This is a genomic window from Pseudomonas sp. LB3P25 (genome assembly GCF_054897985.1).
The window spans coordinates 4,402,813-4,425,747 of record NZ_CM142711.1 but is presented as its reverse complement, the minus strand read 5'-3'; the positions used below and the strand labels follow the sequence as shown (position 1 = coordinate 4,425,747).

Below are 22,935 nucleotides of genomic sequence, written 5' to 3'. Positions count from 1 at the left end.
CTCAAAAATCCTCGGGTACCAATGGGTTAAGTGGTTTTCCTTTGGTCTCGTTTTGGAAACTACCACCGTGCCATCTATATAGATGCTCATCTCTTGTTGCTGGATAGATATTAAAAGCTTTGTCAGCCAGTTGTGGGTAATCCAGTGCATTGTACATATGATGACCCTCAATAGTTTTGTCATCAAATTTCGGGCGCTTGTTTTTCATGATGTCATCTGCTTGCTCCGGACTCCAATCCCTTGTGCCCGACTCACCCCCGCGAAGTCTTTTCCTTTCCTCTGACCAGAAACGATCGACACCTCTTTGGCGCCTGTTCGAGAAACGTCTGTCCCAATCTAGATGAGCAACCTCATCCCGGGTCGCTGTTCTGCTTTCGACTTTACCCTGCAGCACTTTCTTTTGAGGGCCGCTCAAAGGTTTGTATGGGGTCTCGTAGCTTGGTACAGCTGGTGTGCCCTCGTCGACAACAGGTTTAGTTGCAGTGTCTCGGGTTGCAGCGTCAGGTTTCGTTCCTCCTTGTCCTGGACAAACTTCCAACCCCAACGGATCCACCCATCCCGTAGGGTTAGGCACGTACTGGTAGTTGTTCAACCCGCCCGCAAGCTTGATCGGGTCCTGCGTCAAAAACCGCCCAGTCTCCGGATTGTAGTAGCGATGCCGGTTGTAATGCAGTCCCGTTTCGACGTCGAAGTACTGCCCCTGAAAGCGCAACGGGTTGTCGATTTCAGCGACGTCGAGGGCGGCGAGGTTGCCGTAGGCGCGGTACTTGGCCGACCACATGATCTCACCGCTGTAATCGGTGAGTTCCTGCGGCGTGCCTAGGTGGTCGAGTTGGTAGTAGAACGGTGTAGCCTTGAGGGGGCCTTCACCGTCGAGCATGGCCAGCGGGCGGAAGCTGTCCGATTCATAGATGTAGGTTCGATAGCGGTTGTCAGCGCTTTCCGCCATCAGTCGTTCGCCTTGCCACAGGAATTCTGTGGTGCTGCCGTCAACGGTTTTTTCGATACGGCGGCCGAAGGCGTCGTACTTGTAGGTTGCGACGCTGCCGCCCGGCAGGCTGGCGCCGATCAAGCGGTGCTGGCAGTCGTAGCGGTATTCGGTGACGAGTTTCTGCCCGGTGCCGCGACGTTCGCGGGTTAGGTTGCCGTAGGCGTCGTAGTCGTAGTGGCGGTCGCCCTGCATCAGGAGACGGTTGCCCTTGACGTTGGCCAGGTTCGCGGCGGGTTGGTCACCCTGGCCCAGCAAGTTACCGGCCGGATCGTGGGCGAAGCTTTCCGGGGTGCTGCCGCGAACGTTGATCAGGCGATCAAGTGGATCGTAGTGGAAGCTGCGGTTGCCTTTGCGGCTGTCGCCGATGCCAGCGAGGTTGCCATTAGCGTCGTAGGCGTAGCGACGGCGGAACAGGTTGCGATCTTTTTGGCTGACGCTGTGTGCTTGCAGACGGCCTTGTTCGTCGTATTGGTATTGGCTCAGCAGCAGGCCTTGTTGGCGCTGTAGTTCCTGACCAGCGCTGAACTGGTGGGTGGTCAGACGCGAACCGTTGAGGTCGATGCTGCTGAGTTGACCGCCGCGCTGATGGTGGTAATCGAGTTTGCTGCCGTCCGGCAGGCGGCAGTGGCTGAGTTGGCCGACCGTGTCGTATTCGTAGCGCAGCGTGCCCCAGCCTTGGTGTTCGGTGATGAGGCGGTCCTGCAAGTCGTATTCGTAGGCGAGCGGCCAGTGGCCGTCGTCAACGTTTACGAGGCGGCCGAAGGCGTCGTAGCTGTAGTGAATTTCCTCACCATCGGCCAGGGTTTTCACCAGCAAGCGGCCAGCTGCGTCGCGTTGGTATGCGGTAATCAGTTCGCTGCCGTCATCACCGAATTCGGTTTTCTTCAGCAATTGACCATTGAGGTCGTATTCATAAGCGGTGCGACGACCGTCGAACCCGGTTTCCTGCTGGATCAGGCCATTGGCGTAGTAATCAAGGTGATACTGCTCGCCACGTTCGTTTTCGATCTCGGTCAGCAATAGGCGCGAATTGTCGTAACGGTAGCGCAACTGGCTGCCGTCTGGATTGATCCGGCGGCTGACGAGGTGTAGGCCATCGGCATATTCGTAGCGGGTGATGCGACCCAATTCATCGCGCTCGGCGGTGACTTTGCCGTAGGCGTTGTAGGTAAACGCTCGGGTGGCGCCGCCTGGCAGGGTAACCAGTGCGAGGCGATTGGCGGCGTCCCATTGATAGTGCGTGATCGCGCCGGTTTCTTCCTGGCGGGTGATCTGTCGACCCAACGCGTCGTAGCGATATTTGCGCTGGCCGCCGTCAGGCAGGCGTTCTTCTAGCAGTTGACCGAGGTTGTTCCAACCCAGTTGATGGCGGCTGCCATCGGGGTGGCGGATTTCCAGCAGGCGACCCTGACGGTCGTAGCTGTAGTGCGTTTCGTTGCCGTGGGGATCGATTTGTTGGGTGATATCGCCCTGGCGGTTACGCTCGTACTGCCAGCGAGCTCTGCCACGTTTGACTTCAATGAGTTGACCATCGAAGTAGTTGTATTGTGTAGCCTCATCTTCAGCAGGGACAACGGACATCAAGCGTCCGGCGTCATTGTAGTGGTACTCGGTGACGGCACCGAGTGCGTCTTTTTCTGCGATCAGGCGACCTTCGTCGTTGTAGGCTTTTTGCGTTTCCGCACCATCAGGGCCTGTTTCGCTAATCAGTCGTGCATTCTCGTCATGCACATACACCTGTTCGCTGCCATCGGCATTAAGGACAGTTACCGTACCCTTGTCGTCCCATACATAACGTGCTTCCAGTTGCGAGTAGCTTGCCCAGTGACGGACGCAACGGGAAAGCTTGCCTTCGCGTTCCCATTCCCAGAAGAAGCTGGCGCCTCCGGCCAGTTTACGTTCCAGAATTACATGCTGATCGTTGTAACGGTAATACTCGGTTTCTCCTGCTGCATTGGTAGCCGACACGAGTTGATTGCGTGCGTTGTAATGGTAGGTAATCAGCGTCTGAATCGTCAGCCATGGATCCTGGCGCTCACCGCGATCGTTGTACTCAGGACGCTGCTGCTGGTAGTCCATTGCTGAAATGTGGCGGTCGTCATAACGCAGAAACAAGGCACGTCCCGCGCCGTTGTCTATACGCTGAATGCGGCCAACCAGGTCATAGTTGATGTGTACCCGGTTGTCATAGGCATCGCTGATAGTAATCAGGCGCCCGGCACGGAAGTGGTAAAAGCGGTCGCCTTGCCCAGCCTGATTCAGGATCAGCTCACCGGGTGCGTCGCCCAAGTAGATTGCTGACTGCGCCAAACTGTTGATGATGGCGGGACGCTGCGCGTTCGGCATCGGGAAGCGGGTCTGACGGTTTTCGTTGTCGGTCCACAGTATGCCTTCATCGTCCATTTGCAGGTGATGGGACAGTGAATGGCTCCAGCCATGGCCTAAACGACTATCTATCTCGACTGCACTGCTGCGGTACAGACGTGTCCACTCCAGCCGTAACAACCCGCCCAATTCTCCGTCGGTAAGGGTCAGCAACTCCTCACCCGTTACCATTGAAACGGGTTCGCCGTTGGTGCAGGTCTTGTTGGCGCACTGTGCGGGTTGATCGGCTGGGTTTTTGGATTGGGCAGGTGCGTTATCGATTTTTTCCTGCTGTTCGATACGCGTGGTGTTTTCTTTCTTCCCGCGCGCATGAATCTGCGCGTCGGTTTCCACCTTGCCGCCTGTAACCGGTGGCTTTTTCTTGGGAGCTGTCGCCGTTACCGCAGGCTTGGGTGCGGCGATTTCAACGCTGGCCTTGCGTGCTTGATTGATTGCTGAATTACCGTTGAGCAGCAATGGCTTGGCCGCTTCGGCGTGGAGCTTGGAGTTCTTCTTGCTGACTTTCATCAGCATGCCGGTGAAATCTTCGATCAGCTTCAGCACCTTGCCACCGTTTTGCGTGGCGTTGAGTGCCTTGGTACCGACGCGTACTGCCAGGCCGAGGCCACCAGTCAAAACAACACCGACCAGAATGTTCAACAGAACTTCAGTGGTCAGCTCGGAAAGCACTTCCGTGCAGGTCTGCGGCGGGAGCATCTTGACCCAAGCCATGATCGCGGCCACGTAGATCCACATCAAAGGCTCGTCACTGGCAATCAGCAGGGCAGTGTGAATCGCTTCCGCCGAGGCGTCGTAGATGCGCTTGATTTCTTCCTCTGTGAAGAATTTCTTCAGCTTTTCGTAATTCTCTCGAGGATGCGCGACCAGGTTGTAGAGACTTTTGATGTCGCCCCACAAACCCATGATCGCTTTCAGGAAGCCTTTCCAGGATGCTTCCAGGTCTTGAAAGACGCGGCCGGGGATGGATGCGCTGTTATGAGCCTGCCAGAGCGGCAGAAAATCCGTGGTCCACTGGGTTTGTAGCCAGCCGCTCAGATCACCGATCACTCCCTGATACGAATTGAACAGGGTGTCGATTTGTGCGGGAGTCGGGTTCGGGAAAAAGGTGATTTTGTACTGTTGGTTTGGTGTGAGCCCTGCAACTTCCAGTATCCCGCTGGGACCGATCGTTGTGGTAATCGCCTGACCGATTTCATTTTTGCCAAACAGTTTGCCATCAGCCACGGGTACCAATCGGACCGGCGTATTGCCGATAGGGACAAAACGCGCAGATTCGAAACTATGAACCAGTTTCAGTTTGCCGTTAGCCGGGCAGTTTGCGTAAAGGTCGACTTGCTGTTTGCTGTCTTTGTCTTGAGTGCCGACTTCGTCACCGACCTGAAACTGTTGTTCCGCATCGAGCGCACCGCCATACCAGGCTTCGGCATGGGTGCGATAGTCGGCGATACACTTCTTGAAATCACTGATGATGACCTGAGCGTCGGGTTGTTTCGCCGTGAGGTTCCCAACAATGGAACCCATCAAAATGCTCATACGGTCACCTCATTTTCCAAGTGGGCTTTCAGTAGCCCTGTGTAGTTTTCTTCCGTGAGTGGGGTGCGTTTTACAAAGCGCGCCACTTTTTGCTGCAAGTTGGATTCAGGGAGCGAGAAGTACAACTCAGCGTGATCCTCCTTCAGCCACTGCATCATGTTGCCGACCACTGTGGACGTGTTTTTCGTCATCAGGCCATCAAGCAAGTCCTTCGGTACCTCCCACCACGGCCAATCCTTCGCTGGCGGCACAACTCGCAGCCCAACCTCCAGACGCTTCCCGTTAATCAAATACCGATCAAACACCGGCAGCACTTCACCGGCGGCATCGCCGAGGCCTTCCAGAATCGGGAAGATATGCCGCCCATCCCAGAACCGGAAAAACACTTCAGTCCCGTCGGGCATACGTACTTGGGTCAAGCTGCGAAGGTGTTCGAACACCACCTCCGGCGAACTGGTTGAAACTGCCAGCCAACCCCAGTCCCCAGCATCCGTTTCGGCAATCCACTGCAGAAAACCGGAGTTGGGTTTCAACTCGACGAGGTAGGGCATGACCTGTTGCCAGCCCGCGTAGGGCGTTCCGCCCCAGATCGGGGTCGCTTGGGTCATGGGTTCATTCTGATAAAGCGTCTTCAGCGCTTCAGCATCGCTGGCGGCGCTGATGATCAAATAAAGACGTTCACCTGCCTGCAACGGTTTGTCAGCAAGCCACGCCTGCGGAGTCAACAGATCAGATCGCACAAGCACCTGCCTTACACTTCTCACACTCTTCACAGAACGGCGCATTGCGCTTCAATGTATTGATCTGCGCCGGCGTCAACACCGCCCCAGCCTTATCCGCATCCGCCTGCTTCAACACCCCCGGCAACAACGGTGCCGCCCCGGTTCCGCTGCCCGGTCCACCGCCGGAGTTCATGTTGATCACCGGTCCGCTCAGGGTCACGCCGCTGGCGTCGATCTTGATGAAGCTGCCGCCGCCCTTGAGGGTCAGTTCGCTGCCCGCTTCAAGCACGACTTTCATGCCGCTGCTCAGGTGGATTTCCTGGCCTGCGTCGATGAATTGCCCGGTGCCGATCTTGATGTGCTGGTTCACGCCCACGGTGAGGTGGTCGTTGGCGCGGGCCTCGACTTTGCGGTCGGCGTAGACGGTGTGGTGTTCTTCGGCCTTGAATTCGCTGTAGCTGTTTTGCTCGACGGTGTCGTGGCGTTCGTTGCCGACGCGGATTTTCTGGTCGTGTTCGACGTTTTCGTCCCAGTCGCGCTGGGCGTGGAGGAAGATCTGTTCCTGGCCCTTTTTGTCTTCGATGCGCAGTTCGTTGAAGCCGCCGCCACCCTTGGAGCTGAGGGTTTTGAAGGTGCTGCGGGTCTTGTTCGCTGGCAGGGGGTAGGGGACGACGTTTTCCTTGTGGTACAGGCAGTCGCTGATCAGCGGTTGGTCGGGGTCGCCTTCGAGGAAGGTGACGAGCACTTCCATGCCGATCCGCGGGATGGCGATGCCGCCGTAGTGGGCGCCGGCCCAGGCGGAGGAGACGCGCAGCCAGCAACTGGTCTTGTCGTCGGCCTGGCCTTCGCGGTCCCAGTGGAATTGCACTTTGACGCGGCCGTATGGGTCGCAGTGGATCTCTTCACCTTTGGGGCCGGTGACCACGGCGCTTTGGCTACCGAGGATGCGCGGTTTCTTCTGCGTCAGGGGCGGGCGGTTCGGCACGTCCCACGGGGTCGCCTGAAAGCGGTTGCGGTAGCCCTGGTGAAAATCGCCCTTGAGGCTGGTGGTGTCGCTGGTGACCGATTCTTCCAGCACTTGCGGCTGTTTGCCTTCGTGCAGGACTTCGGTGAGCAGCCACAGGTCGTTCCATTTGGCTTTCGGGTGTTGGGTCAGGGCCAGGAAGTGGCCGCTGACCAGCAACGGCTGATCGCTTTTGCCTTCGGCGAGCTGGAAGTCGCTGCGGTGACGTTCCAGGTTGCGTTTGGCCAGGTGCTTGCCGCGCTCGCGGTCGATGAAGCGACCGGGATAGTCGTAGTCTTCGAGGTCGGGCAGGGCGTCGCCACGGTTTTCGCTTTCCAGCGTCAGGCGCGGTTTCTCGAAGTCGTAGTCGCGGCGGGTGGTGCGGCTGGTGCGGGTTTCCAGGCGCAGGTCGAAGCGCTTGATCACCGGGTCGGTGGCGACCATGCCGGAGTCTTGCTGATAGGCCACGGGGGCGAGTTTCGGGAACACTGTCTGGTCATCGCCGAACACCAGCTTGTGGGCCGTGGCGCTGTGCTGGAAGTGGTAGTGGATACCTTCTTCCTCGCACAGGCGCTGGACAAATTGCAGGTCCGATTCATCGTATTGAACGCAGTAGATGCGCTCGGGATAAATCGCCCCGACTTTGAATTCGTAGGCATTGCTCTGGATGCCATGCTCTTCGAGGACCATGCCGATGATTTTCGGCACCGTAAGGTTCTGGAAGATGCGTTGGTTGATGCGATGCGCGAGGTAGGACAGTTGCGGGCGCAGGGTCACCGCGTAGCGGGTCAGGCGTTTGCCGGAATCACCCTGGGCGGCGCGATAGATCTGGCCATGGATGCCGCTGCCATCAGGCGAGAGCTGCAAGAAGGCCGGTTTGTGCAGCAGGGTCTCAAGGTCCACGGACGGCTGTTCACTGACCAGCTCCACCTCAAACACAAAAGGCTGGCTGATGGCTTCCCGACCTTGCAGCGAAAAGACTTGAAAGTCGCTGGAAAGACCTTCAATGGTCAGGGCAAAGTGAGTCTGATTGGCCGGCGCGAACATCCCTTGTTCCTCGTGCAGTGCAGCGGCGTTCGCCAAAAGCCCCCAGGAAAAGGGGTCAGCAGACGCAAAATTCTGGAAAGGCGTAAACAACATCGACCAGCAGAGCTGGCCGATGCGTGAAGCGGTCAGCCGCGATTAAGCGACTGGCAGACGCCAGTCATCGGAACCCGAAGTACCGGATACTTCGTGGGTCCAGGTGATTTTGCGGTAGGTGAATTGCACTTCTTCCAGGTGCGTGAAGTGCGAGTTCGACGGATCCTGGCAGTTGTGCATTTTGTTGTTGATGGCGACGATGATCGCGTCTTCCAGTTTGGTGGTGTAGTAGTGCTCTTGGGTACCTTGAGCCGAAGTGCGGTACCACTGGATAACGATCTCGCTCATGCGCTCGCCGGAAGTCAGGGCGGCTTGCAGCAGTGGCGAAGATTTGTCGTAGACTTTGGTGATCACGACTGGCTTGTGTACGCGCTGGCCGGTTGGCTGGCCGGACTGCGGGTCACGCGGGATGATCACGTCGTGGCTGAAAGCCTGAACCATGACCTGGTCTTCGTGACCTTCCTGGTAGGTGTTGCCAACCGAGTCGGCGGTGAATGCGCCGGCAGTGATCAGACCTTGTTTCTCGCCAGTGACGGACATGTACGCTGGTGTAGCCATGGATGTGCTCCTTGCTGAATAAAGTGAGGGTGCCCGGGAGGCGGTATCGCCCGGTGGGTGCCTGACTGTTATCAAGGTCCGTGCCAGAAATGATTAAAGCTATATAAATCAATCTATTGAGGTTTTTTTCAGGTTGTTGAAAAGAGATTCAACAAAGAACACGGAGGAATGTGCGCAAGAACTTGCGCACCACTGCGCAACTTCTTGCGCACTTGGCTGAAAGGCTTGGCAGGCCGGGCGATCAGCGCCTCGCAAGGGCTATTCGACACAAGGGGTGCGCAACTTCTTGCGCATCAAGGCTATTTGCTATTGTAGGGGCTGCCATCAGCTTATACTCGCCGCAAATGGGTGTGTGACGTTAAATCTAGACGCCTGTTCCGCCTCCACTAGGACGGGTTACTGTTTTGGAAAGGCATCACAATGGTTGATGTTACCCCCGTAGCTAAGGAAGCCGCAGAACATGACCGAAACACAATTATCATGGGTCGATAATCCAACATGGAAGACGCGCTGGGAGAAGCTTGAGGAACTAGATGGCGGTGGTCAAGGTGAGGTGTATCGCGCGCAGCGTAGGTCCGACGGCAAAATCGGATTTCTCAAGATCATCAAATCGAAGAATGTTGCTGAGCGCCGGGCTCGCTTCTTCCGCGAAGCGACCGCCTATGACAGCTTCGGTATTCACGGCATACCTAGGCTCATCGAGAGCAACGCGCATCGGCACGCAGACGACGGTTTCGCTCCGTTCATCGTAACTGAGTTCATCGTCGGAACCACGTTGCGGTCGTGGCGTGAGTCGCAAGTGTCGGTGTCGATCGAGATAGCAGTGAAGATCACCTCACGCTTGCTCGATATCCTTCAGGCCTGCCATGCGCAGGGGTGCGTCCATCGCGATGTAAAACCCGACAACATCATACTAGAAGGCGGCTCCGAGGCTCGTGTCTGGTTACTCGATTTCGGGATCAGCTATCACGATCTCGCCGATATCGACTTCCAAACCGAGCATTGGCAGGAAGTTGGCAACCGATTCCTGCGGCTTCCCGAGCTATCCGCCGGCAGCCTGTCGAAACAGGATCCGAGGTCGGACATCTGTTTTGCTGCGGGCATCCTCTTCTATTTGCTGACCGGTGACCATCCGGATGTGCTTGAAGACAGCGAAGGTCGCTTACCGCACCAGCGAACAGCTGCAATGGCAAAGCTCCAGCACGCCGCATCGTCCCGGTTAGGACGACTCCTCGCTCTCTTCGATGATGCTTTTGCCACACGTATGGTGAACCGCTTCACCTCCGTGCAAGCGATGCGCTATCGGATGGATAGGATGATGCAAACTGAACCACCAAGCTTTTCGCTGGACGATGACTTGGCCGCACTCCGCGAGGTGCTCGATACTTCTGTCAACCGCCGCCTGACTACAACGATCTCAACACTCCACGATGCGCTGACGAAGGTGGAGCAGGTCTTCAACCAGGTACAGCAATCCATCGGCGGCAATCTCTTGATCAACCAGACTGGCTTGGCTGTCAGCGGTGAGAGCGGTCAAAACACGTTGTTTTGGTCGCGTCAGGGATCGACCGATCGCATATTGTCGGTGACTTATGAGGTCGTGCCCGCAGGCGATGAGTTTCTCTTACGCATGTCGGGCGAGACCGTTTATCGCACCGATTTTACTGAGCCGGACTATGGTTCTGTTTTTCAGAACTCGGTCAAGGCCTGGCTAGCAGCCCGGCTTCGTGCAGCTCTAAGCGATCCCAGTGCACTTCCATCCGAGGCAGACATCTTCCGTGAGAACAGGCCCTTCGGATCGCTCGAAACGGCGGCAATCGAAGCTGGTCGGCTCAATCGCTCGATTCTGGCCTTTGTCTATGATCCGACACAGCCGGAACGCGGCAAGTTGCGATGGGGACTCGATTACTTCCTTCAAAACCAGCGGACGCGCGATATCATGAACGGGACCTTTGTCACCGCCCTTGTACCCCTCGCCGCGATTGCTGCCGTCTCCGAGATTCTGAAGCAGCAATCGATGGAGGAATCCCGCTGGGTTGTACTGGATCAACAGCTTCGCCCACTGGAGCAGCAGGTTATCTACGCCAATCCGCAGGAGGCAGAGCGCATCGTCAGAGAGTTGGCCGAACGCCACCCGACAGGCTCAGGACTGTCGGTATGATCTACCAAAGACGCGCCCTGCAGCGCCGCCTCGACGAGCTTCGAGACATAGTGGATCTTGATGTCGACAAGCTGGCGGAGCGCCTCAATCGAGCCGGCAGGGATCGGGTTGCGGCGATGTGGGAGTTGGTTGTGCTTCACGGCCTCTCGAAATGCGGCGCACTTAAAAATGAAGTGTCTCTGGCATCCGGGCGGCGGCCTGACATCCTTTTCGAACAAAGCGCGCTGCGACTGAACGCCGATGTGACAGCGGTTTCGGACGAAGGTCTCGACAGGGACAACCCCTATCATGAACTGAGCCATCTGATCGAAGCTGCCAAGAATAAACTCAATTTGCCCATCGGCGGTCTAGATCTGCGTGTACGATCTAAGTACGAGAGCACGAGGCGTGGAGCACGCACGAGACTGCTGCTGCCACCTCGAGGGAAGTTGCAGGAATTCGTCCGCCAGACGATCGTGCCACAGCTGCAGGAGCAGCTTTCCGCCGGAAAGCTTCCACTACGCCTCGCGATCGACGATGACGATGTCGGTCTGGACATCACCATCGATCCGACGAAGTCTCCCTACAGCTCAGGCGGCTTTGCCGCCTATGATGTGCCCAAGATCAAGGATCGTAACCCTCTCTATAGCGCGCTCAAGGCCAAGGCCGACCAGCTACGTGGCGCAAACGGCATTACAGGCGTCATTGTTGGCGATGGTGATTGCGTCGCACTCTCGGATCGACCGGCGCACAGGGACAAAGTGTCGGCCGGCCAGATCGTTGCGGAGTTCTTCCGGCAATTTTCATCCATCGATTTCGTCCTGCTCCTGAGCGTCCGTGAAGGTCCGCACGGTTGGGGGCCTCACCCAACAGCGGTGCGGCAGAATGATGCAAAGCTGTTTGTTCGCGAGGAGTGTGGCGCGTATGCCGAGTTGAATACTTTATTCCACGAGATGATCGAACACTTCCCTAAGCCTACGATGATGCCCGTCAACGGTGCTCTTCGTGCTCGCGAAGATGACTACAACCTCGGCCACCACGGAGGCTATTCTTTGTCAGGATCAAATGTGGTTCGCCTCGGACTACGTGAGTTTACGGAGGTCTTCGCGGGGCTGCGATCACTTAAGGACAATGGTGCCAAGGATGTCGATGCAGCGCAAAAATTGCCTGTGGAGCGGAACTACTTGCAGGCCTTTGTCTTGCACAATCTCATGGCAGGTCGGTTGCCTGAGTCGATCGAGATCATCAAGACGGGGGAGGAAGATAACGACGACTGGGTCGAAATTCGCTTCGGTGAGATCGATCCCGCCATCGCCCCTCTCCGATAACGCTGACGATCAGAATACTCAATCGGATGTTCCGGCTGAGAAAATTGTCGAGTTCTTGATCCGTATCCCGCGTCTATAGATCTAGTAGGGCGTGGCGCTATCTACTAAACCAGCTTGATGTACAAAGATAGTGCCGAAATTAACAACGGTAAGACTGGGGAAGGAGAATATATTCCATTTGCTACGAATAGAGGATGTGGTTGTTGGCCGAAATTCAGGTGGACAACTGACCGTCGCTGCCGCTTCCCGTCCGTGAGTTTAAGAGAAATACCTCTGTCCCAAGAGGGATGCGAAGTGAAGGGGCAACAGACGATGAGTATTGTCGACCATGAGACCGCTGCGGGTAGGGCGGCAGCAGATCTGCTTGCGAATGACTGGGACAATCGCGACTGGGTCCCTGCATCACCGAACCGCGAGTGGGCTCGGGCAGCGACCGATCGCTTCGGCGAGATTATCGCCGCTCAGCCGGCGATATTCCGTGCCAGCATGAAGGGAGCCGACAAGGGAGCAAGCACTCTCAGTCCGCGACCCTTTCAAGGCCTCATCGAGTGTTTGCAGAACGCGGATGATCTCGGTGCCTCGATTATGCACGTCGCGTATCGGGGCAAATCTCATCCCGAACTGCTGATTGTTCATGATGGCGATCCCGTGACGCTCGCGAATGTTGGCGCAATGCTTCTTCCATGGCTCTCGACCAAGGAAGGCGACGCCGATGCTGCCGGACGATTTGGAATCGGCCAACGCACCCTAGGAGCACTTGGCGGCCCGATTCAACTTCACGCTTCGCCATTCCACTTTGTGATGGGCCTGGATGGCCCGGTATCGGTCGAACCACATCCTAACGTGCAGGGCATCTACGAGGCGGATCGTCGGGATACGATGCTTGTTATTCCCCTAGTGGAAAAAGTCAGTGGCAAAAATGTCATCGACGCGGTTCGTGAGTTAAACGTCGACTCCCTCATCTTCTTACGCAGCATCCGTACGCTCCACTTCCACCACCTTGACGATCCCTCTCAGGACCTTATCTTCGCAGTTAAGGTCAGCTCGAGGCCAAGCGGGCAGATCGAATTCGATGGTGCAGTTACTGATGTGGAAATTGCGGACGTGAAAGTCGTTTCGCCTGCCAGCGTGACGCAGTCATACCGCAGATATTCGACCCGGCGTACTACTCGAAACGGGGAGAGCCGTTCAAATAAGGCTACAAGCACCTCCACCCCTATCGGCGTTTGTGTTCCGATTGATGGGGTGCTCCTGCCTCTGCGGCTTTACGACCGCATGCCATTGCCGACCTTCACTGGCCTGCCAATTGGGTTGAACGCGCAATTTGACCCCGATGCCGGTAGATCGAACCTCCTTGACAATGATTGGAATAGAAACAGATTCGTAGATCTAGGTCAGCTCTTGGCTTGGAGTGCTCACTATGCGTTCAAATCCGACACAGTCACAGCCTGGAATCACGTCCCCCTGATGGCGGATGCAGAGAATGGTGAAGGATGGACTGCAGGACTAATTCGCAAGCATGTCGTTGCTGCCTGCCAAGACATCCTGCGGGATTACCTAACCGTACAGATTGAAACCGGCGCAACGCCAATCGCTGAAATTGCTTATGAGGCTGACGAGTTCGAGAATCTCCTCAATGAACAGGATGTGGAGCGATTGGCGGAAGGTAAAATCGCGCTTCCCTACATCGTTCGGGATTCATTGAAACGTTGGCGTTTGGTGCTTGGAGAGCTGGACCGCTCGGAGATCATTGAGGTTGAGGATGCGCTTGGGGTCGTGGATGGCGATCCCGAGCGAGGCGTCGATTGGTACGTGAAGTTCGCGGTAATCGCGGAGCGGCACGGGCAACTTTATTCCTTCATTTCCCGACCTAGTCTTTTCTTGGCTGACGGAACGACAACGACCCGGCCGACATCGGACGATGTATGGGTCTTAGTGAAGGCCGCGTCGCCGGAGTCACTATCTACTAGGCTGGGCCTCACCCGTCAGCTAAACCCTGCCTATTTCGATGATGCCGCTGGGACTATTGCGTTCGTATCGAAGCTCGAAGTCTTGAGCATATTGTTTGACGACAGGGATGCAGCGACCGACGTTTTTGAAATCATTGAGAGAGGCTCATCAACGCTCGGTAACGCACCATCTATCCTCAGGCTGAAGGACGCTGACCTGCTCGCGCTTCGTGACGCGTGGGCTGAGCTACCGCGCGAACGACATACCGAACTTGGATATAAGGTTGGCCAGCGGATCGAATTGAAAGCGACTTGGTACAGTCCCGACGGCAAAAGGGTTACCGGCTGGGCTTGCCCAGTGGAGATGTATTTACCTGCCGTGATTGATCGTGAGGTAGATAGTTTTGCCAAGGCCGCTGGACATACGCCTGGTCTTAAGTGGGTGCATGGTGACTACGCCAAGGTTTTGAAACAGAAAGCAGGACGCTCAGCGATCGGCGCGCTGCGACTTTTGTCCGCCTGGGGCGTTGCGCGTGAGCCTCGGTTGATCAGCCCGGCAGACGAGCGCATTCCTTATGTTCGCGACACAACACCGGCGAGTCCAATTTTTACGGCAATGCGCACGCCGGATCAGTTGCAGAGCATTCGAGCAGTAGGACGTTACACTCACCTCCTTGATGATCGTTGGTCACCAGATGCTGACGTAGTCGCTGCAGACATTGCCCGTGCACCGGCAAAGACTAGAAGAAAGCGGGGCATTGCGATGCTCGCGACGCTCAGTCGCGCGTGGGGACGCTATTCGGACTCGGCGACGGCATTCGCCGCGCACGCGTATAACGGATATTGGAATCGCGGCCTCGAGGTTCGAGCGACGTGGCTAGCACGGCTCGCCGATATCAAGTGGATGCCCGACGCTGGCAACGGTTTGCAGCGTCCATCGGACTTGCAAATGCAGGTGCCGGGAAGTCCGCCTAAGGCGAGTGAACGCTCCTCGGTCGTTGCCAAATTAGACCCTCAGATCCTGCGATCAGGAATTCTCGCCGCGCTTGGGGTTAAGGCCGGACCGACGCAGAGAGACTTAGTTGAGCGACTTCGCGCTTTACGCAAAGAACCAGTGACTGCGGCGGTTGGGGCGGACGCGGTGGCCATCTACCAACTCCTCGCCGTCTCGCTCCGTGCCAAGAATGGTGGTGCTCCAGAGGGAAGGATGACGGACAGTCAGTTAAGGAACGCGTTCCGGGCGGGCTCGGGATTTCCTGGTCTGTTGCTGGTGGATGGTGCCTGGCACTCGCCCGAATCCTTGCTGCGCGGCCCGGCTATCTTCGGCACGCGCAGGGCGTTCGCGCCGCATGTGGACGGTCTAGAGCCGCTTTGGATTATTCTCGGCGTGGACTTGCCTGTTGTCAGTGATGCTATCTCTGTCCTCAGAGAGATCGCCACCGGGCGACCTTCACCGGAGGACCTGGGCATCGTAATCCGCGCACTTACTCTTGTGTCGGATGGTGTCCTGGAGATGTCTTCGCAGATGCGCGCTACGCTACGCCGTTTGCCGCTTTGGACTGGCGCAGAGTGGAGCACCGAGCGTCCTGTCTATGCTCTTGAGGGAGAAGCGCTGCTGTCGAGTGCACCAGGCACAATGAGGGTCTGGAGACCGGGCCTCACCTCATACACCGTCCTCTCGCCGCTGCTTGAGCCGCTAGGCGTAATTCAACTTAGACCTTCGGACTTCCGGCCGACGTCGATTCCCGCATACGGGATGGCCGAAGGCGAAAGTATTCGGCCTGTCTTTGCTAAGGCCGTCGCGCTTCTAAGGCAGGAATTCGTCAGGGCGGACCAAGCGCTGCTTGACGGACTAAGCATTGAATGGGACCAACTTATCGGGGCACCGGTGGTGGTCGACCCCAATCTTTCGATCGTCGCTGAAGTCACCTCAGCGCAGATTCGGTTGCCTGCGCGTGCACATGTTAGTCGAACTCCGCTTTGTCTGATTGTCAGAAGTGTCTCGGAGATTAGCACTGCGGAGAGCGCAGGCGCCGCTATTGCCTCTCTGTTCGAAGGTGATCGCCAGAAGGCTGCGTGGGCGTGGGCCGCGATCTGGCCTCGCGCTGCAGCTGGCGAGAGCGCGGAAGGTCCTGTGCTTCCAAATACTCGGGCTGTGCGTGGCGACGGGAAAGAACGCCTTGATTAGCTCGCGAAGCAGGCGTCTCGCCGTAAGGAGGGTAAAACCCAAAGCGAGAAAACTGGTATGAAGACGGATACTCACTCGTACTCTGTGCATGTGCGGAAGCTGCGCGACCTTGACGACTTGGAGCCCTCGGCGGGGTCAGTTGTGAATGAAGGCGCGAAACCATCGGGTGACCTTGTCTTCGCCACACGCCGAAAGGCTACCGCGGAGAGAAAGTACGATCCCAACGCCTCGAGCAATGGCCAAAATACGCCTTCGCAGCAGCGTACGGTGCTTCCACCTACCAGTGACCGCGAGAGACTGGCGCTTGACGTAGTGCGGCGCGCTCTGCAGCTTGATGCAAAGCAACTCAACGACCTTCGCAACGCGAGGGGAGTGGGGGTCGATGCGGTAGACGAGTTACGGCAGTGTTATGAAATAAAGATGAGCTCCGACTCTGCGGTGCCGAACGATATTACTCTCACCGCAAGCGAAGTTGAGGCGGCGAGGACCGATCCAGACTTCTTCTTGGCTATCGTTTCCGGTCTGGAAGATGGTGCAGGCAAGCTACGGGTCCGTTTCATCTTCAATCCTCTTGCCCAGCTCGATGTCAGGGTGCGAGGCGACCTAATACTCACGGGCGTGGGCAGGGCAGAGGCGCTGCAGTTCGAGTTCGACAAGGCGGAGTGTGAAAGCGATAACACCTGACTACTATGGCCAGTGAGGTACTCCGTCCGTTTCGAAAAACCGACGGAGGACGGAGTAACGACTGAATGTCTTTCAGTGTGTCGAGCTTCAAGCGTTCCTTTGGCACAGCACGGGCCACGATGTCGATCCGGTCCTCGTGCTCATGCAACTGCGAGCAGGTTGCGCCGTTCATCACGGGTCTGGGTCGCCAGTGACATGTCGGCTGGCGTGAGACCCAGCGCGCTTGCCTTGTCCTGATAAGCTCTACGTTCAGCGAGCGCACCGGGTCGTTCCAGTCGAGCTGAAGGCCGTGCACCTTCGGGTTGGACGCATTCACCTTCCTGTACCGAAGCACAGTGGTCTGTCGAATGCATCGCTCGTTTACGGTTACGGTGGTAGTACTGGCCTAGTCATCGAAACGACGCACAGGTTTGCCGTTTCACCCCAAGCACGGCCGCGGGGGGGGGCGAATCAGGCGCGAATATGACCACCGATGAACAGTTGAGTCAACGAGGGGGAGGTTTCCTGATTTTCCCAGGGTGGGGGTTGAGGCGCTACTGCGCTAGCGTTTTTTCGCGAGGTTCGGCCAGCCTCTTTTGCAGATAAAACAGCATCAACACCGAATTTTTCTGGGCCTGCTGAGACTGCTGCTCGAACAACGCCACAAGCTCTTCTTCACTCTTGCAATCGGCTTTGCCAACACCCTTGGAAAACTCGCAGGTACCGTATTCGCCCCAGCCTTTTCGGGCGTCATCGGTGTCTCGGGCGGGATACACCCAATACGCTTTCCACGCACCGTCAACGATAGGTTTGCCGGCCGCGTCTATCTGCTCTATCGCCTGCAAGGTTGCTGTCGCAGCGTCATCCAAAAAGCGCCGAGGGGAGGCGTCTGCTTTACCCACCTCATCGCGAAGCTCCTGACATTGCGCGTCAGACAAGCCGAACACCGGCTGCGCTTCAATGCTCTCGAACTCATCAAACGGATCGGAATGATTGCCCGGCAACTTGGCGTGGTAAGCCGGCACCACATGGCCAGGTACGCTCATGTCCTGAATGTAATGCAATACCCGACCCGCCTGCTCGTACACCTCAACCGGGTCGGCATCGGTTTTCACCAGCAGCTCGTCCAGCGCCTCAATGCGTTTGGTAAAAATCACATCCAGGCTGCGGTTGGCGAACCAGAATGGCTCAAGCATTTTGTTGCGGTTGTAGAAGTGCCAGTTGGTGATGCGCTGATGGAGCGTCAGCAGGCTTGAATCCTCTGCATCCGTCCCTTCGGCCAACGCCTTGCCAAACTGCGCAGGCAGCTTTACCCCCGTGCAGCTCTGATACGCCTGCGTGGATTTCAGCGCGTAGGCCGAATGCAGGTCGGGGGTGAAAGCGAAGGCCGGGCTTGAAGGGGTGAACAGCAGCGATATGCCCAGTGCTTCCAGGTAACGGCTTGCGGTTGAACGGCCTATCGGGGTGGCTTCCATGCTGTTGTTCTCTAGAAAACCTGCTTGATGGCGGGGACACTCAAGGTGCACACAGGGCAATTTAGCAGCTAAGTGGTTCAGGGCATGTATTAAGGAGTGAACCTATGCAGTTACAAGAGGAGCCCGCCGCGACCAGCAGCAGCGACAAACGGCCAAAGGTGCAGTGACGGACAGCATCCGCCGGCTTGAAGGTGTGTCTAAACCCGCCTAAAGTTTAGGCGAGTTCAAATCGACCAATAGAACATGGGGAGCAGAGTCTGTAGATAAGCAGGTTTACCCACAGTCGTCTCATTAGCCCATCTGCGAAACCCGGGCATCTGGATGAACGCAAGCCCGTTCGGTTTCAGACTTGAAGGCAGGAAAATTCATTTCCCTCATTATCCTTCCAATCTCAAATACCGCGGCTTTTCGCACATCTGTGACTGCTGCCGCTCTTTTTCCAGTACGTGTATCGAAATAGTGCTTCCCGTCGCAGTGAAGATCATCGAGCAAGTACGTCATGTCATACACATAGTCAGGCGTGATTTCGCCTTCACCAGCCAGGATGCCGGCAGTGATGGAGTGGTTGCCTCCATGCACGAAGCCTATGCCCCATGGCAGCCAAAGCTCGACTTGGTGGTTATCGTCTTGGCGCCAAGCACCCTGATGAGCATTGTTCCATTTCGGCCCATCTTCAATCGTTTTGCTGGAGCCAATCGTCGCTAGCGCAGAGATGTATCGATCAACATTCCATGCCCACGGCAGTACTGTGTCGCGCGAAAGCCTTAGGCTGAATGTCATGCTCTCCAAGCGCACGCCCCGCAAATCCATACCGTCAGCGGTAAACATCCGTGAACGTACAGAATCGCCGAAGAAGGTATAAGCGTCGATGCCGAGCATCGCATCATGTCCACGCTCAGCCACGCCTAACAAATATTCAGATTGGAGAGGGCGCAGGATTGCGCGCACCAGGTCGGCTAAGCCCCTTGGGTTGGTTTCGGCAATAAGCCTTGCGGTTTTCATCAAGGAATCAAAGCGGGCTTGAGACTGTGATTTAAGTTTTCTCGCTCGTATTTCCGATCTCTCTTGATAGAAGCTATCCCACCAGCACAGAAGGGAGGATCGTCGTTTGGAGTCGTTTATAGGTGGGATTTCTTTGGTCATTTCAATCCTTGGAATTCATATCTGATTGTTCATTTTCAACTCGATGGATTGACTGTAGCCACCGTTTTTACCCATTAGCGGTTTGTACAGCGTGCTGAATTGTTCCCTGATATCATCGAGCCATTATTGCGGGTGGTGCTGATATTTTGGCATTTCAAGAATGGATTCAGCGCTCCTAGGGGAGCGGGATTACGAAAGGACCGTTTCATGAATCAGGCCGTCAAGGATGGATATTTACTCCACGTAGAACCCAGTGCCGTTGATGGCATCGTGGTCGCAAGCACGTCGTTAGAAGAACTGTTCAGATCCGACAGAATTGTTGCCAGCGACGGCAGCCTGGTTTTTGGCAACTTAAATCTTCCTGAGTACCAGCGCCCTTATCGTTGGGGGGGCAAGCAACTTGAACGAATGCTTCAGGACCTGCGAGTGTTCTTTCCCAAGGAAGTGGGCCAGCAATCGGCTCATTCCCACGATTTTTATCTAGGCAGCATCATCCTGCATCAGGTGGGAGGAAGTGATCGCCGACGCGGGCAGTTGAACATCATCGATGGGCAACAACGACTGACCAGCATGGCGTTGCTCCGCTTTTTGCAGTCGAGTGGTAAATCTTCATTCGATCTCCAGTTTTCTTCACCGGAAAGCCAGAACCGTATTCGCCGGAATCTCGCTTGGCTGGAGGCGCAGGATTTACCGCTGGTTGACTTCAGCCGAGTGAACATCAGTTTGGTGGTCACGCGTTCAGAAGATGATGCCTACCGTTTTTTCGAAACTCAGAACACCAGTGGTGTGCGCCTGGGTGGGGCGGACATCATAAAGGCGTTCCATTTACGCAGCGTGCCCCGTGCTGGTCAGGATTCCTACGCCAGAACGTGGGAGTCTCTAGCCGAACTCACACCGCTGGTTGCCACGCTGATGAAGTCTCGCTATTGGCAGAAACTGAAATGGCAAAATGTTGCCAGTGATCGAGAGCCGATCGCCGAACGTGAGCAGATCGTTGAGGAGTTGGCGGAGCGTACCCGTGCGAACGGACGTGATGTGGCTTACCGCCCAGCGCAGATCTATCACGATGGCGATGGAGAATCTTGGCAAGCAATCAAGCCAGGATATGGTATGCGCCAACCCTTGAGCACAGGGGCCAACACCATACGGTATGTACACCACTTTCATGAGCTTCAAGACCGCTTGTTGATCAAGCGTGATATGCCGGAGCTTGCCTCTTTTTACAGCTATTACGATCAGCTTGTCGTGAACGCTCAAGGCAGCATCTTTCTGGGGCGATTGTATGACTGCGCGCTGTTGTTGTATGTGAGTCAGTTCGGAACGTCGCAACTGCTTGAGGCAAGCGTGTGGCTCTTCCGGATGGTGTTCTCACTCCGACTGATTAATGAGGTCAGTGTGCGCGAAATGGGCGTTCAAAAGTTTGTACGTGAAAATCCCTTACTGGACTGGATTGCCAGCAGCTTTAACCATGAGCAGCTCATGCGGTACCTGCGTGATTACCGATACGAATTCAGCGATGTCGGTGTTCAAAGGAATAGCATCAAATCGCGCTTTATTAGATCGGTAGCCACGACGCTCGAATTGCACTTGCCCTGGGAGGACATGAAAGAGATGACTACGGACTATGATCGGCAACTGCGAGATGCCCTTGAGTCGTTTCGTCCTGTTGACGAAAGCCTCCGCGGAGGTCGTCGATGAACGCTCGTGTCCTCTCTCAAGTCCAGACAGCAGCCGCGCTTTGTCTGAACAAGGTCGAGCTTGTGATCCCCAGTTACCAGCGCCCCTATGTTTGGCCTAGCGAAGACGTCGTCGGGTTGCTGGACCAGATCATCAATGCCTGCATGACGGACGAAGACCACTACTACATTGGAACGGTGCTAACGAGTCGTATCCCTCATCGCTCCGGGTCTAGTGCTGCGATCACGTATGAGTTGATCGATGGCCAGCAGCGAATGACCACCTTGATGGTACTGGCGTTGGCATTTTTCGAGATATCGCCCACCAAACGGTTGAGAGAGTTGACGGTGTTGGGGGCTACGCCGCGATTGGTATTTGCGATTCGTGAGGAAGTCCAGACTCAACTCGGTATCTGGGCTGGGTTGATAGACAGTGAGCAGTCAACGGATCTTGAGAAGAAGCCTTATCTGAAGCATCTCATCGCGGCCCATAAAGCCGCGAAGGATCGGTTGCAGATGTTGAGCAATGATCACGGCCCCGAAAAGCTCGCGGCGGTTGAGGAGTTTTTACTCCACCGCGTCAAATGGGTGAACAACGTAATGCCTGCTGATATGGATCTAAACGGGCTTTTCGCGACACTTAATACCAGTGGAATTCAACTGGAGCAGACAGACATCCTGAAAGCACGTCTGATGGATAAGATCGTTCATCACAGGGCGTGCTATGAAGGTATCTGGCAGGCCTGTGAAGACATGGACAACTACTTCGAGCGTAGTCTGCGACGTGTCTTCCCAGAAGCCGCCTGGGATCGCATGAAATTCGCAAATCTTGAGTCCTACTCGCGAGAGCTCTTTTCTTTGGAACGTCCAGTGGAGGGGCGTGGTAACGGTCTTACGATTGCCGAAATCAGCTTAAAGCGCGTGCCGCGAAATGACACCGACCTTGCAGCTTCCGAAGAGACTGATGATGAAGACGATGAGGGGAGCGTTCAGTCAATCATCAGCTTCGGTTTGCTGCTCATGCATACATACCGCATTTATCGACATCGACAGTGGGGCAAGGACATTGGTACTCCGCTCAATGACAGCCGCCTGAACAAATGTTTTGAGAATTTTGTGGTCAACGCGAGCGTTGTCCAAGCGAGGGAGTTCATCGAGTGCCTGTGGCAGGTTCGTTATCAGTTTGATTTGTGGGTCGTGAAGTGGGTGCGTTTGGCCGAGGAGAAGGAAAAGCATCTTCGACTGACCACGATCAACAAGCGTACTGTCGGTAAATTGAGCGCCAGCCGTGTCCCGGAATTGCACACGCCCGATCTTGCCCAGCTTCAGAGCGTGCGTTATTTCACCGGTGATCGTAGTGCGCAATATTGGTTAACCCCGTTTCTAGGGGCTCTGATCGACAACCCCACCATGCACCCCAATCAGGTAGACGCGCTGCTGGAAAGGATCGACAACCAGCTGTCGATTATTCCCGATACCAGCACTCAGAAGGCGGCCAGCTTCGCATTGCTGTCGGGTGACTGCGTTTCTTCAGAACACCTGTCGGACAAGATTGCCTATTTAAAAGAGTCCAACGGCACAGGCTTTGAGCATTATTGGTTCCAGAAGGTGGAATACATTTTATGGCGTGAGCGCCATAAGCTGGGCTGTTTCCAAAAAGAGTCGCTAGAGAGCTACCGGATAGCTTCAAGGAACTCGGTTGAGCACGTGCACCCTCAAAATGAAGAGTTCATGAACCGTCTTGAGGATGATTATTTGCATAGCTTTGGCAACCTGGTGCTGTTGAGTCCCGGCGAGAATTCTTCTTACAGCAATCAGGCTGTTCTGAAGAAGCTGGTGGATTTCCGGGCTAAGCCTCGTTATGACTCGTTGAAGCTGGCGCATATGTTTTATGTGTTGGGTAAAGGAGAGTATTGGGGGCGGGAGCAAATTGAGCGTCATCGAGGAGAAATGATCGAAATGATTGAGGCCCACTACCTGAGGTAATCGGGTTTTAGCTAACCGATTTTGGTGACCTAGGAGGTGGCGATGAGGTTCTGGC

12 protein-coding genes are annotated in these 22,935 nt (G+C 55.9%); 6 read left to right on the top strand and 6 right to left on the bottom strand.

What is annotated here, in order from left to right; all coding sequences use genetic code 11:
* Window position 1: 1 nt before the first annotated feature.
* The 4 genes from ACYZTW_RS20065 to ACYZTW_RS20050 form a co-directional block, all read right to left on the bottom strand.
* Entirely contained in the window at window positions 2-4,909 is a 4,908-nt protein-coding gene (locus ACYZTW_RS20065; RefSeq protein ID WP_462001469.1) for an RHS repeat-associated core domain-containing protein, read from the bottom strand.
* Window positions 4,906-5,649, bottom strand: a complete 744-nt coding sequence (locus tag ACYZTW_RS20060) for a DUF4123 domain-containing protein (RefSeq protein ID WP_462001468.1) — start codon at window positions 5,647-5,649, stop codon at window positions 4,906-4,908. The genes ACYZTW_RS20065 and ACYZTW_RS20060 overlap by 4 nt, the downstream gene beginning before the upstream one ends.
* On the bottom strand, window positions 5,639-7,681 hold the full coding sequence (locus ACYZTW_RS20055) for a type VI secretion system Vgr family protein (RefSeq protein ID WP_462001467.1): 2,043 nt from the start codon (window positions 7,679-7,681) through the stop codon (window positions 5,639-5,641). The genes ACYZTW_RS20060 and ACYZTW_RS20055 overlap by 11 nt, the downstream gene beginning before the upstream one ends.
* 135 nt (window positions 7,682-7,816) lie before the next feature.
* Window positions 7,817-8,332 (bottom strand): Hcp family type VI secretion system effector, encoded by a 516-nt coding sequence (locus ACYZTW_RS20050; protein WP_007948242.1) that lies wholly within the window; start codon window positions 8,330-8,332, stop codon window positions 7,817-7,819.
* 460 nt (window positions 8,333-8,792) lie between these two features.
* Here ACYZTW_RS20050 and ACYZTW_RS20045 point away from each other — a divergent pair, with 460 nt between their 5' ends.
* From ACYZTW_RS20045 to ACYZTW_RS20030, 4 genes are all read left to right on the top strand, one after another.
* Window positions 8,793-10,493 (top strand): serine/threonine-protein kinase, encoded by a 1,701-nt coding sequence (locus ACYZTW_RS20045; RefSeq protein WP_462001466.1) that lies wholly within the window; start codon window positions 8,793-8,795, stop codon window positions 10,491-10,493.
* Window positions 10,490-11,800 (top strand): hypothetical protein, encoded by a 1,311-nt coding sequence (locus ACYZTW_RS20040; protein WP_462001465.1) that lies wholly within the window; start codon window positions 10,490-10,492, stop codon window positions 11,798-11,800. Before ACYZTW_RS20045 ends, ACYZTW_RS20040 begins: the two co-directional genes overlap by 4 nt.
* Before the next feature lie 312 nt (window positions 11,801-12,112).
* A complete protein-coding gene (locus tag ACYZTW_RS20035; RefSeq protein ID WP_462001464.1) occupies window positions 12,113-15,937 on the top strand; it encodes a sacsin N-terminal ATP-binding-like domain-containing protein in 3,825 nt (1,274 codons plus the stop codon).
* A 57-nt stretch (window positions 15,938-15,994) separates the two neighbouring features.
* Entirely contained in the window at window positions 15,995-16,621 is a 627-nt protein-coding gene (locus ACYZTW_RS20030) for a hypothetical protein (RefSeq protein ID WP_462001463.1), read from the top strand.
* Window positions 16,622-17,154: 533 nt separating this feature from the next.
* Here the strand turns inward: ACYZTW_RS20030 and ACYZTW_RS20025 are convergent.
* Both ACYZTW_RS20025 and ACYZTW_RS20020 read right to left on the bottom strand, forming a co-directional pair.
* Window positions 17,155-18,075 (bottom strand): phospholipase C/P1 nuclease family protein, encoded by a 921-nt coding sequence (locus ACYZTW_RS20025; protein WP_462001462.1) that lies wholly within the window; start codon window positions 18,073-18,075, stop codon window positions 17,155-17,157.
* 291 nt (window positions 18,076-18,366) lie between these two features.
* On the bottom strand, window positions 18,367-19,218 hold the full coding sequence (locus tag ACYZTW_RS20020; protein WP_462001461.1) for a DUF6710 family protein: 852 nt from the start codon (window positions 19,216-19,218) through the stop codon (window positions 18,367-18,369).
* Window positions 19,219-19,425: 207 nt separating this feature from the next.
* On the opposite strand from ACYZTW_RS20020, the gene ACYZTW_RS20015 reads away from it, so the two are divergent.
* On the top strand, window positions 19,426-20,916 hold the full coding sequence (locus ACYZTW_RS20015; protein WP_462001460.1) for a DUF262 domain-containing protein: 1,491 nt from the start codon (window positions 19,426-19,428) through the stop codon (window positions 20,914-20,916).
* The gene (locus ACYZTW_RS20010; RefSeq protein ID WP_462001459.1) at window positions 20,913-22,880 is read left to right on the top strand and encodes a DUF262 domain-containing protein; all 1,968 of its coding nucleotides are present in this window, start codon (window positions 20,913-20,915) and stop codon (window positions 22,878-22,880) included. Before ACYZTW_RS20015 ends, ACYZTW_RS20010 begins: the two co-directional genes overlap by 4 nt.
* Window positions 22,881-22,935 lie beyond the last annotated feature (55 nt).